Here is a 13,334-nt window from a genome sequence, read left to right as displayed (position 1 = left end):
ATGGTCAAATACATCAAAATAGTTGGAGGCAATACTCGAATAAGTATATAACTAATCAATTAGAGCTCGCATTCCAAGTTTTTAATAACATCGACCTAAAATTCCAATTCTCTGCTGCTTCGTAGCCTCATCTCCATCCTGAACTTTAACTACATTTAGCAGGTGGAGTCAGGCGACTCTCATTGGAGGAGAGCGGTACAGTCCTAAGAATAGTAGACTTCATCGAACCACCATACGTTGATAGCTTGATTGGGTTTTAGAGCCAAAATAAAGTAAACATCGACATACTAATACTAGTATTTTGAAAAGGGGAATTGGCATGGAAAAACCTTCGAAAGAAACAAGTTTTCTTCTGGAAGCAGTCTGTTAAAAAACTGAAAGAATTTATATGCCATTTTATTTGCGCTTACAGCATAAAGAAGGACTTCATAAGGAATATATTTGGTTTTTAACCTGTTATTGTATTTGTACCATAACCCTATAAAGAGCCCTTTATAAGCTTATAAAAGGCTCTTTATTAGTTGACTGCTCTTAAAACGGTCTGAATTCTGATGTGCCCGCCGGTCCAGGGTTGCCCGGATCGCCGGTTTTTCCCGGCTGGCCGTGTTTAGCGGGGTCGGGAGGATCGCCTGGTTTATAGTCGGCATGACCGTATTCGGATTTTTTGTTTTTTCCGGTCTCTCCGGTTTCACCAGGCAAACCTCCCGATCCACCTGTACCTGCTAATCCTCCTTTGCCGCCGCTTACGTCCCATTTCGGTGGGTTTCCGCCGCTTTTATCTTCTTTAAAATATAAGAAGAACGAGCCACCCTTCCCTCCGTCTCCTCCACGGCCTCCGGGGCCACCATTTCCGCCATCCCCACCTCGACCGCCGAATGCGTTCGGTTCGCAATTGTTGCCCCAACCTCCGTCTCCGCCTTTGCCGCCTTGCCCTCCGTTGCCTCCATTTCCACCTTTACCGCCATTGCCTCCACGGCAATCCGCTTCAATTCCGCCACGATATTCCGTAACTTGAATTGTAACGGATCCGCCTTGCCCACCGGAAACGCCGGATCCGGCTTCCGGAGCATCGCCACCGCGAGCAGCATTTTGTCCACGGGTAGGGTCATGATCGTCTAAGATGCCACAATCGGCGTCTTGCCCGTTCCGAGCTTGAGCAGGCGTGAGGCCGTCCGGACCATTAGGAGCATCATCTCCGTTTAAACCGGTCGCTACAATATTAATCATAATTTTCCCTCCTCTTTACCTTTCTTATTGCTCACCTTCAATAGAAGTGGCATTGATATGCAAACTTCCTCTTTGGACGACGATTCGGCCTGTGTTCTTAATTACTAAATTATTGCAGAGACATGTGTTGACCTCTTTCGTAAATTCCAAAGTTGCTTTTGATTCTACAGTGATATCTAAAAAGCGATATAAATTTAAGTGACGAAGATTGGTATTAACAAGTTCTCCTAGTTTCGTTTGCACATCGATGTTAATTGCCGAATGAGGAGGAATTTCGCGAAAAATATTCCAAAAAACTTTTTGTTCGTGAAAAGTTGCGTTTTGATTTGATAGTATAAAGTTGCCAAAACGGCGCAGATCGACTCTGTGCACCCCGGTTATTGCAGGTAGAGGCTCGTTCCTCAAAGACAACGCGTGTGTGGTTGCTATCTTTGCAGAATCAAGTAGATGATCCAGCTTATCTGTAGATTGCACGAAACCAGCAGTGACGAGATCTTCTAATTTGCTAATTTGAATTCTCTCAAAGCTGTTTTTCAAATTGTCCGGTGGGTTAGTGTCTAGTGTCAATGTTGTCCCGCTTGATACAGTCAGATCCATAGACATGAAATTAATCCTCCTTAATAATCAGAGTACCGGTTGAGTGGGGATGTGCTTTACAATAATATGATGCAATCGATATCCGTTTATTTTTATTTAGCTGCACACATTTTAAATTAATATAACGGTTAGCTTAAGCCTAAATATAAGCATCGAATTATTACGGAAATTAAACTAGAAATGATTGGGGGGATTATCAGTCTTTTATTACACTTTTAAATCACTTAAAGTTGACTCTACAATTATTTCATTCTTCTTTTGTTTAGAAATCCAAAAATTTCTAGTTGCAAGTTTCAAGGGATACTTTGGAGAATTTTCATTATGTTAAATTCTGTTGGTTTCCCATTTTAAAGAGACACTTGTTTTTTAGCTTTTAGCAAGACTTTACATAAACTGTTGATTTTAGTTTGATCATCTTTTATCATTTGATAGGCCATTTTCTTTAACTTTTCTATGTTTTCCTTTGTAATATTGTCTAAATCATCATCCGGTTTAGTGAGTGGATCCTGAAATCTGTAATATCTTTCAATTCCTTCCTGAAGAGGAAGGAGCTTTCTAAGCTGGTAATCTACAGTTTTGCTTACGCCGTCAAAAACAATATCCAGTATCGCTGGAGCCCAGTTTACTACTCCCCATTTTTTAGCTTCTTCATACTTAATGGATCCAGTTTGTTCGCCGGTGCCTAGAGAAACAACTACAAGATCTTCCTGTTCAGGGTATCTAGTTTTTGCTTCCACGTATGCACACATTGCTGGATTATTTGAAAAAATTCCACCGTCTATTAATGCTAGTGATTCACTTCCACTTAGAATCTTTTTAGGTTCAAAAAAAGTAGGAGCAGCAGAAGTTGCTCGTGCAATATCTTTCATGAACACATCCCCATTTTGATTAGTATAATTTGGGAGTTGCATTTTGAAATGCTTGAAAAAGTAAGGTGTACGACTTTCTATCTCATATGAAGTAACTATCACATCAGTAAGGGAATCGGAAAATCTTGAATCTCCAAAATACTCTTCCAGCACAGTTTCAATGCCTTCATTTGAATAACGTTCTTCGAACAGACCTCTAAGTTCAAAGTGCATGAATTGTTTATCGAAAATCCTCTCACTTTCTTCTTCGTAAAGCTTTGCTAGTTCAGCTGCGGTATACTGTGGCTTCTTTAGATTATTAGGTTTAACTAGTCCGAGGGCAAGGATTCCACCGGTGGAGGTGCCGACAATCATATCAAAAAGATCTGAAATATTTCTGCCCGTACACTTTTCAATTTCAGCTAAAATAAGAGCCGGTATAATTCCTCGAATACCACCTCCGTCTATTGCAAGTACTGTTTTCATGCATATTGCTCCTCTCTCGATTGATTGACATCAAGGATTGATTTAATAGTATGGCACAGGTTCCTGTTACATCGCTTTAAAAAGAGTAAAAAATAATTTCCCTTCTGTATTTCCTTCTCCTTCTCTCCGGTAGTGGTAAGAAGGTGCGTAGAAAATTGGATAAAACCGCTTTAAAGAAGTTGGATATTTTTCAAAATATATGTAAGAATGTATTTAAAATTTCTTAAAAGAATTATACAATAATGACAAGAAAATGTCATTATGTTATTTAAAAATTCTGAATATTTAAGTAATTTAACATTCTTTTGTACCATAAAAAGGTAATTATTGAGTTTTGCTTAGCAAATTTAAGTGGAAAGTGGCGATCCTCTGACTACCGGTAAACAACGGCGCTCCAAAAACATATCCAGAAAGTTCGGACAATCCTGAGCGCGTGTCTATCTTAATCTAGTGTCGACATAAACCTTCTGGTTCAGCAGAATCTGCCATTTTTTATAGGCCTTACTCGTTCTTCCAAGGAATAGTACCCATGGATCTGGCTTTTCTTCGTATCGTCGACTTTTAGTTCATAGAGTTTTTAATAACTAGCCAACTTTGGAAATAAAACCGTTCGTAAAAGTACACTTTTGCGAACAGAAAAGTAACGAAAGTATCAAAAAAGACCAATCCTTGTGATTGGTCCCTTCATCCTATATAAGTTATCGCGTCAATAATCGCCTTGCAATCTTCAACGAGATCCTCATGGGCCTCATCTGTTAATCTCGCTGCTCTAGCCGATGGGTCAATTGCCTTTATTTTTTCACACAATACAAAACCAGTAGTCTGATTGGCGTTATCACTTATCTGGTTATTTTTTGTTCTTCCATTTACCGGCACATGAGTTGGGTAACCTTTATCCGTATTGGTGATGGGTAAGACCCAAATTAGATCGGTCTCTTTATGTACATTTTCTTCTGAAACGACAATAGCTGGTCGATAACCCTGCTGCTCGTGCCCTTTTGCCGGGGACATATCAACCTTTATAATGTCGCCTACTTTAAAATATCTTTTCATCATGACTCCTCCAATTAAATAGGGCCTGTACTTTTCCATTGAGGAATGGAGTACAGGCAAATGGCCTTTAAACTTATTAATGGCTTACCATTCTTCTTTTCCAACCGGCTCTACTTCATCCCAAAGAGGTTCTGGTTCAGGCTTTCCGCCATTGTATCCAACAAATAACTTTTGAAATGGCGTCAACTTGCTTTTTCGAACCAAAGAAATTCGATTTGGTTCAATTTCTACGTCCAGTACAGCATCATCCGTTTCATTAAATCCAGCTTCTTCTAGAATATCTCTTGTAAGACGAACTGCTTTACTGTTGCCCCAATTTTGAAGTCTGGCCTCTCGATGACTAATTTTTCGCTTGATTTGCGGCATACGATTCAACTCCTCAGAGTACTATTTACACTCCAAGTATATACGACGTATATACATTAAGCAAGCGGTATAGATCTTTCACACTCACGACATAACTATTTCATTTAAAGGACGAAAAAGTACAGTTTATAATCGCCTATTTGTTTCTGGTAAATATAGCTTTTAGTTTAATGTCACTTCCGGTAATTCCTCATATGTAAACTTGATTTTATATTTTTGTAATTAATTCCATTTGGATGAACCAGTAAATTTTATCATCTTTTTCTTCAAATTCCTTTAACCCGACTTTTTCTAACACTCGAATCGAAGCAAAGTTATCGTTATCACACCTGGCCATAATTCTCTCTATACTCTACTGTTCCAGCTCCTACCTCACTATCGCTTTTGCCATTTCCGTTGCATATCCATGAACTTGGTAACTGGGAACGATGCCATAGCCCAGCTCGAGCTCCCCTTTAGATTCAGTACTACATCTGAATCCCATGTCCCCTATAATAGTATGACCTGCAGCATGAATGATGATCCCCTCCCATTCATTTTCATTAGTGTACTGGCTAAAACGCTTGATTTTATAAGAAAGTATTTTTTATACACTTCCAGAGGATATTCATCGGCACTCGATAAGCAGTTACTTTTTCTAAGCCCTTCTTATTTGAAAGGGGAGCTTTCATCATGTCTGCAATAAAAGTAGCTAACATCAATCTGGTTGTCTTTATGTATGGCACAGTTCGTTCCCCTTTCTAATTCCTATTTCAAGCCAAAACAAGAGCATAAAAATTAAGGGTATAATCCAACTTAAATATTCTGAATTTTTAAAATATTTATTGAAAAATATCAAATTTGTGATATAATTTCATTTATTCATATACATAAAATCAAAATTTTTATATTTAATCAAAATATTACTATTTAATAAATCCTTCTAATTTTAAGCAGAGCCTTCGCAGCCAGATTATCAAAGATTTAGATGGTTTTATAGGGGGTGAAACTATAATTTTGAAGTATTTTGAATTCTATTTTATAAGCAAAAATAAGGATATGCATAAGTTTTTTTCATTAGACAGGAATGCGATACAAAAATGACTTCATAGAGAGTTTGCTATTAGGCACTTAAGAAGAAAACTAACTAAAAGTTTAAATAGAAGAAGCTAACGTTAGTTCAGTTCATTCATCGATAGTACGTTATATAAAAAAGGCGGTATTACCGATAATATTTTCGTTGATAAAAAATAGGAAAATATTTCAGATTCTAAAGATGGAAAGACGGGAGGAAAACTTATGCCAACAGAACCGGAACGTCTAAGATTACGTGTTTTGCGTAAGGATGATTTGATCGATCTGACCTTTGAATTGGTTAATTTACGAATTCAGGAAAAACCACTAAGTTTAGTACAAATTGATAAAAAAGAACCCGCTTTGCTTATTGTTCACTTTCCGCCTCAACATATTATAGAAGAGGTTTTTGGAAAAAGGGATCCTTCCACCCGTGAAGAGCCTATCTTCAGATCACCTGTACCGGCTATACTGGCAGGCACGAGCCGGCTGGTGTTCGAACTTCCCAATACGAAGAATGAGTGGCCGCTTACAGTAGAGACGCTTTTGAACTGGAAAGCTTATGAGCCGAAACTGGCAGCTCAGGCTCTGCCTCCAGGTGAAGAAATTTCTGCCGAGAGCAAGGCGCCTGCTCCGGAAGAAACAGCGCTTGAAATCCCTACAGGATTGTATCTTTCTCCGGACAAATATGGCGAATGGCTGCATTCCATTGCTCCTGTTGAACACGAGGGACGGGTTGAACTCTGGCACACCAGACTTCATTCGAAAAAGCATGAGACCGAAGGAAGCACAGCAAGGATCATTTGGACCACGCAGCCGGACGTTCCTTTTCCTGAAGCTTTATCGAACGAGGAACGCAATCAGATTACCAGATTGTCATCCGATTTTTCGTTGCCGCAGTTTCCTTTTCCTAATCTGCAGTATCCTCCAGATCCTGATTTTATTTGGCGGCATTGGCGGCAGTTGCTAACCGAAAAAAATCTTCCATTGAAATATGTTCCTAATCCGATCACTTCAAGAAGACTCATGCTATCTTCTTTAGGAGCCTGGGCAAATCTGGAAAGTTCCTGGAATTATCCTACTATCCTTAAAGAAGTAAATGATAACTTAGGGTACCCTATATTTAATCTTGAACAGTGGCAGCACATCATAGCGCAGGCACGGGATCAATACGTTAAGACAGTCACAAAGGCATTTCTAATCCCCACAGGACATCGCGTGTCTATCGTGACGATTACAGAAAGGAAATTTCACGTGGATGCCGAAGACGGCAATAAGCTCAGAGCTTATTTGAAGAAAACCGATACATTGGAACTGCAAGAACCTATGAAAGATTATAGTGGCTTCAAAGAAGCTTTTACTCATGAAGGCAGAGAAATGCCTTTAAAAAAGATTCATATCACCACGACTTCTACACCTGCGTTGGAGAATCTTTCTAAAAAACCGTTTTGGCCAATGGTTAATGGGCAACTTTTTCACTTTCAAATGACTGGAGAAGATGTAGAAGGAAATACAGTTTTTTTTGAAAGCCCCTTGTATTGTGTGCCGGTTGATGAAAATCTGAATTGGGAAGATGTTAAAAAATATTACAATGAGGATAAGCAAGTACATCGTTCGGTTTTTATGCATGAACAATCCATCGCATTTGGTGAAACGGATTCTGACAGTTTGGGAAAGACTTCATTGAATGTAGAAAGCCTGGATTTTGAAATCCAGTCCGTTACAGAGGAAAAGAAAAATGTCTTGACGAGTGAAATTCCACTGCTTCTGCCATGTATGCGCTCTGCTCAGATCAATTTACCATCAGTCAAAGAGCTTTTAGGTCGGCCGTTTCCCACGAAGATCGAGTTTGATCAAAATTACCTGGACCATGGTTTTGATGCCGTGCAGAACAAAGGCGAAGTTTTTATGAAATTCACGGAACCGCTAAATTTAGCAATATCGGCAGAGAAAGCAGGCGGCTTGATCAAACCGGATTCGATGATTGAAGGGCTATCCCGCTCACTTGGCGTTGTCAATGATATTGAAAACCTCAAAAAAGGGACATTTGACCTTAACGTATTTGATAAAGCCCGTTTTCTTGGAGGGATTACGTTAAAAGATATCCTTCAAGAAATTAAGTCATTTGATATCGATAAGATTAAGTCCGCAGCCTCGATGGAACTAGGTGAATTAATGAGAAATCTAGAAGATCCAGAATTCCATATCGAGGTGCCCATGCTGACAACTCAAACCAAGCCTAAAAATAACCCATCAGTCATTGAAACCCGATTTTTATGGAAACCTATACTTCAAAATTATCCTAGTGAACCCAAATCTTTTTTTTACTTCCTGACAAAAGCCGCTGATACGAATTTTGACCGTGACACGCAGCTGACGATAAACGCATTGTTAGTTACACCATTTGGAACTGATAATCAATCATCAGCCAGCTTCAATTTTGAAGGGCATTTAAAAGAGTTTGCTTTGGATTTTGTCGGGGCGATGAAACTTACGTTCACTTTATTACGTTTTCGTTCGGCAAACGGACGAAAGATGGAGATTGATGCGCAAGGGATGGATCTTAAATTTCAAGGACCGCTTACGTTTGTCAATACACTCAAAGACATCCTGCCGGTCGACGGGTTCAGCGATCCGCCTTATTTGGATGTCACGGCTTCCGGCATTCGCGCGGGTTACACGCTGGGAATACCGAGTGTCGGAGTTGGCGTGTTCAACCTGCAAAACCTGAGCCTGAACGCGGGGCTGACACTTCCGTTTCTTGACCAGCCCGCTGGAATCCGGTTTTCGATCTCCGAACGGCAAAAACCGTTTCTTGTGACGGTTGGCTTGTTCGGCGGCAGTGGATTTTTCTCCATTGTGCTAAGCGCCAAAGGGATTCAGGAAGTGGAGGCGGCTATTGAATTCGGAGGGAATATCAGCCTGAATCTGGGCGTCGCAAGCGGCGGCGTTCAAATCATGGCCGGCATCTATTTCGCAATGGATGGTAACGAAGTAAAACTCAGTGGCTATTTGCGCTGTGGGGGACACTTGAATGTATTGGGATTGATTTCGATAACGGTGGAGTTTTATCTTGGTTTTGATTACTTAGACAAAGGTAAAGGACGAGGCGAAGTCTGGGGCCAAGCCTCTTTGACGATAGGCGTAAAGATCGCTTTCTTCAGTAAGAGTGTCACATTGAAAGTGGAACGCCGATTTGCAGGGGCAGCCGGTGACCCGACTTTCGCCGATTTGATGGGGCCGGATACCGAAGGGGAATACCCGGAAGAGTGGGATAAATATTGCAGTGCTTTTGCATGAGAGTAAAACAAAGCTGATATTCTGAATGTATTTGAAAGGGGCCGATACGATGGCGATAAACCAACACCTGCTCTGGATGGCATTGCCGAATGGCGTACAACCGGGCGAAGACGTCAAAAAGCTGAAATTGTCCGTTTTCGTTAATCCGCGTCTATATACCGATCAAGGGTCCACCCTCTCTATTTTTCCTGACTTTCTCAAATGGGGAGAGCTGATGCAGCCGGGCAATGTCGAATTTTCAATTGAAGTGGATGATGGGCACGCGGTGCACCAGGTTCCGGCAGATATTGCCAGTGCACCTCCTGATGCTGTGCTTTGGCAAACCCTTTTCCATCCAAATATACCGGTAAGGCCGTATCAGTTTAAGGAAGACGATTTATCGAACCGGCCCATTGTAAGCTTTTCGGTAAACCAAATTCTGAATTACATCAAAGACCGCTATCAGAACATTGCCATCAAATCCGCTACAGATCTTCCTTATGCAAGAGAAAAAGATGCTCAAGAGGGGCAGTTGAGTCTGGAACAAGAATTCGCAGATTTAATCGGATTTCATTCGGAAAACGCACCTGATGGCAAATGGAGCAACAACTTAAAATATTCCTTAGAGGCTGCTCGTGAAGAAGCGTTAAGACGAAAAGAATCTAATATTAGAGAAGGACCGATTCTGCCAGGAAATTTTTTTAGTGTCGCTGATATACACGATGCTCTTTATCATTCATTGCTTTTTCATTATCGAGTATCCGAAGACAAGCCGATCGACTTGCCCGACGATACGGAAGCGCATGATCACTTTAAAGATACCATCGATTTTCATCAAATGCTTTCCGCCCTGGGTGACTTCCCGGACCTTTTGCGCATGCTGGGGCTGGTCATTGATCTTCAAGTCGACGCCGATTCCTTTCCTTGGACCCAAAGTGAGGAGGGGCCTGCTAAGAATAAAATTCGCGTTGTGCCCCAATGGCGTTCTTCTTTGCCTGCCCGGCAGGCTGGCCTGCAAGGAGAATGGAGCGCTGATTACAGTCCATGGACTTATTATAACTATCAGAACGAAGGCCCCGATTTCTTCAAAACCTTTTCCCATGGAGAAGAATTTCAGGGCATCTGGGTGCCCACAGATGAAGTGAGCCTCGTCCAGGTAGATCCGGATGGAGCGGCTTTGCAAACGTTTAATTTTGCTGGAAGTTTGCGGAAAATGAATAAAAGCAGGAATGATCAACCGATTGATGTTCCGAAGAAGATTGGCATACCCACTTTGCGCACGTCAGGAATTGCCGTGGTCCGAAACAAGAATGCCTTTAATCTCAACAGTCTTTTTAATCGCTCAGCGGAGCTTAACCGGCTGTTCGAGGGAAGCGATACTCCCCAGCTCGTGGACCTTTTTGCTTCAGATATCAGTAAAGGATATCGGATTGACATCTTCGACGGTACGGCCAAAACATGGAAATCACTTCACGAACGCATCGGCACCTACCAGATAGTGAATGCAAGTGGCATGAACAAAACGATTGTTGATGAAGGCTTTGCCCAGCCCAGCGTGACCAGTCCCGCCAAGCAGGAAAGCCTGGCAGATGAATTGTACATTCACGAATCGCTTTTTACCTGGGACGGCTGGAGCTTATCTGCGCCGTTGCCCGGAAAAAGCATTAGCCGGAGTCCGCGCGCGCCTGTTCCGGAAGAGCCGGAAACGCTGCCGCAGAAAGTCCCGAATGATGCGATGACCGAACTGGGCCTAGAAACAAGTTTCGAGGCCAAGGCAGGTTCACTGCCGCGGCTCCGTTTTGGCCGGCGCTACATGCTGCGCATCCGCACGGTCGATTTAGCAGGCAACGGCCCTACTATCGAGGAAGCGAACTCATTAGAGGCAGTCTTGCCGGGACAAGTCGAAAAAACGTATTTGCCGAAAAACGAACTGAGTCTATTGTATAGCCGCTTTGAACCGGTCAACCCGCCCGAGCTTATTCCGAGGCAATTGTATCAAAATGAAGTAGATTCACCTGAAACTGCCTATACCGAAGGCGAATCGCTGGAGCGCCTGGTGATCCGCAGCAATTTTGATCAGTCAGCCCCTGAATACGCAACTGCGCATCCGGCTTATCAACCTGTGAACGAGCGGCATGTCGCCGCTCCCAAAGCTTCTCTCCGGTTGATCGAAATGCATGGACTGCTGGACGGGGCGCTGAATGCCAAGACTGCAGGCTTGCCTCCAGAAGAGGTCAAAAAGCGCATCAAAGAAGTCTATGATCTGGCGAAGCGGGAAGCGGGTACATTCAATGATGCGGCACAGCCGGGTGTCCATTATGTTTCGACGAGCCATGATCCGGCCGTGCGGCAAGGCTATGCGGTCCATACGGCAGAACAACTCGAGCTGCCTTACCTTCCGGACCCTTTGGCGACAGGAGTGGTGTTTCAAGGGTTGCCGGGTGTTGCTCCCAGCGACATCTTCACTATTGAATTTAAAGGTGATACTTGGCACGACGCCCAACCTTTCCGCCTTCAACTGGCCGAAGGCGAAGGGCAATCACCCGAGTGGAATGCGGACACCCGGGTCCTGACGGTCCATCTTCACAAGTCCGGGCAAGTCAAAGTCCGTGTCAGTTCCTTGTTCGGAGGAGAGCTCGAACAGATGGGGCTTTGGCAATGGCTGAGGGATGCGATTAAAAATGAAAAAATTACGGAAGAAGAACTGACGGAATTAAAACAGGTTGTTTTGGATGGGCGCCACTGGATGTTTACGCCTTACCGTGAAATCACGCTGGTCCATGCGGTTCAGCAACCGTTAGTTCAACCCTATCTGAATCTTGAGCACAAGCGTTTTGAGGGAAGTACAGCGGCCTATCTCCACGGGGAGGTTGAATTGCATGTTCCGAGTACTTCTAAGGTTGATATTTCGGCTGAATGGAAAGAGCGGCGGGACGATTTGACAAAAGATGAACCGGATTGTGAGCCGGTAGCATTCAAAGCACAGGTCATGGACTTGCCGACAACGTTCAATGGCCAAGCGGTTTCAGTAGAAGGGCGAGATGGAAATTGCGTACCAGACGGCTATTCTTTGCATGTTGAAAAGGAGTACCTGCTCCTTTTTAATAGCTGGAAGGCAGAGATTGCAACAAAGTGCTTTCAGCAAGAGTTAGAAAAGAGGAATTCAGAGGACTTACAAAATAAAATCGAAGTGGCCAGTAAAGTTACGCGTCATGAATTTGGCGACACGAAATATCGCCGCGTGCGTTACCGGGTTTCCGCCACTTCCAATTTCCGTGAATATTTTGCGCCCCTAGGAGAAAGCCACTTGTCCAGGGAAAGCAAGGAAGTGGTCATGGACATCCTGAGTTCGGCAAGACCGGCTGCTCCCCGGGTTCTGTATACGATCCCCACATTTGGCTGGTGCCAGCAACAAGACGGCACTAAAGAGGCAATGACAAATCTAAGAAAAGGAGGCGGCATCCGGGTTTACCTGGATCGCCCCTGGTGGTCATCCGGCGATGGGGAATTGCTGGGTATCGTCATACTGGAAAGCGGCTCCAGTGAAATAGATTTCCAGAACAGCTATGCCACTCTTTGGGGAGACGACCCGATTTGGCGATCAGCCAAGCGATTGTCCAGACCGACGCCGGAAAACTTCAACAGCAGCCACAAATTCAAAGGGGTCGGGCTGGCAGAAAAAGACGGGGTATTCGCAGATGTGATTGGCTATGAGCCAAAATGGGAAGAAGAAAAAAAGCTATGGTACTGCGACATCGAACTGAACGAAGCAGACGCCTATTATCCGTTTATCCGATTGGCGCTTGCCCGCATCCAACCCAATTCCCTTATTTCCCAATACTCGGATTTCCGGCTTTCGCCCATCGTACTGACGGACTTCGTCCAAACGGCGCCGAATCGGATGCTTAGCGTAACCCGAACAGCCGATGGAGCCGGCGAATTTAACATTGCAGTAAGCGGGGTTACTTATTCCGCTCAAAGCTCATTGGATAAAACAGTTCAGGCAACAAGCGAAGTGGTGGTCCAAATACAAAAACGCATGAAAGAAATTGCAGATGACACCATAGGGTGGTCCGATGTGCTGGAACCCGTTTCTTTAGCAGGAAGCACACCCGACGATCAAGGGGTGGTTATCTGGCAAGGGCCATTAGCTATTCCGAGTGAATATCAAAATGAAGAGTTAAGGTTTGTCATTCAGGAATTTGAAAGCCTTTATCGTGCAGCTCCGAGTCTAAATATTTCTGAAAAGGCAAAACGTTTGGTGTATATGGATATTGTTCCCTTTGAGACACTAAATCAAAAGTAGGGAAAAGAGTGGGGAACATGTCTTATTGATTACAGCTTAATTTGTGTCAAGGACTTTGAATAAATTAAGTGGTTGAATGGTCTTCTTTGAATCAAAAATGAATCAAGGTCAGCCTCACT

At 43.1% G+C, this 13,334-nt stretch carries 8 protein-coding genes; 2 read left to right on the top strand and 6 right to left on the bottom strand.

The window, feature by feature from the left end; genetic code table 11:
- Nucleotides 1-531: 531 nt before the first annotated feature.
- From ACSFXN_RS18265 to ACSFXN_RS18240, 6 genes are all read right to left on the bottom strand, one after another.
- Nucleotides 532-1,227 (bottom strand): hypothetical protein, encoded by a 696-nt coding sequence (locus ACSFXN_RS18265; protein ID WP_437151659.1) that lies wholly within the window; start codon nucleotides 1,225-1,227, stop codon nucleotides 532-534.
- 24 nt (nucleotides 1,228-1,251) lie between these two features.
- Entirely contained in the window at nucleotides 1,252-1,830 is a 579-nt protein-coding gene (locus ACSFXN_RS18260; protein ID WP_437151657.1) for a hypothetical protein, read from the bottom strand.
- Between the two features lie 341 nt (nucleotides 1,831-2,171).
- Entirely contained in the window at nucleotides 2,172-3,158 is a 987-nt protein-coding gene (locus ACSFXN_RS18255) for a CBASS cGAMP-activated phospholipase (protein WP_437151656.1), read from the bottom strand.
- Nucleotides 3,159-3,842: 684 nt separating this feature from the next.
- Complete coding sequence (locus tag ACSFXN_RS18250) at nucleotides 3,843-4,211, bottom strand: type II toxin-antitoxin system PemK/MazF family toxin (RefSeq protein ID WP_437151655.1); 369 nt, start codon at nucleotides 4,209-4,211, stop codon at nucleotides 3,843-3,845.
- A gap of 84 nt (nucleotides 4,212-4,295) precedes the next feature.
- The gene (locus ACSFXN_RS18245; RefSeq protein WP_437151653.1) at nucleotides 4,296-4,577 is read right to left on the bottom strand and encodes an AbrB/MazE/SpoVT family DNA-binding domain-containing protein; all 282 of its coding nucleotides are present in this window, start codon (nucleotides 4,575-4,577) and stop codon (nucleotides 4,296-4,298) included.
- 367 nt (nucleotides 4,578-4,944) lie between these two features.
- A complete protein-coding gene (locus ACSFXN_RS18240) occupies nucleotides 4,945-5,094 on the bottom strand; it encodes a GNAT family N-acetyltransferase (RefSeq protein WP_437151717.1) in 150 nt (49 codons plus the stop codon).
- Nucleotides 5,095-5,855: 761 nt separating this feature from the next.
- On the opposite strand from ACSFXN_RS18240, the gene ACSFXN_RS18235 reads away from it, so the two are divergent.
- Both ACSFXN_RS18235 and ACSFXN_RS18230 read left to right on the top strand, forming a co-directional pair.
- Nucleotides 5,856-8,930, top strand: coding sequence for a hypothetical protein (locus ACSFXN_RS18235; RefSeq protein ID WP_437151652.1), 3,075 nt, complete (start codon nucleotides 5,856-5,858; stop codon nucleotides 8,928-8,930).
- 49 nt (nucleotides 8,931-8,979) lie between these two features.
- A complete protein-coding gene (locus ACSFXN_RS18230; protein WP_437151651.1) occupies nucleotides 8,980-13,215 on the top strand; it encodes a hypothetical protein in 4,236 nt (1,411 codons plus the stop codon).
- Nucleotides 13,216-13,334 lie beyond the last annotated feature (119 nt).

Origin of the sequence: Planococcus sp. 1R117A (assembly GCF_051417975.1) — a bacterium.
GTDB classification, from domain to species: Bacteria; Bacillota; Bacilli; order Bacillales_A; family Planococcaceae; genus Planococcus; species Planococcus shenhongbingii.
Note: the sequence above shows the minus strand (reverse complement) of the source record. Positions and strands in the feature narration are given on the sequence as shown.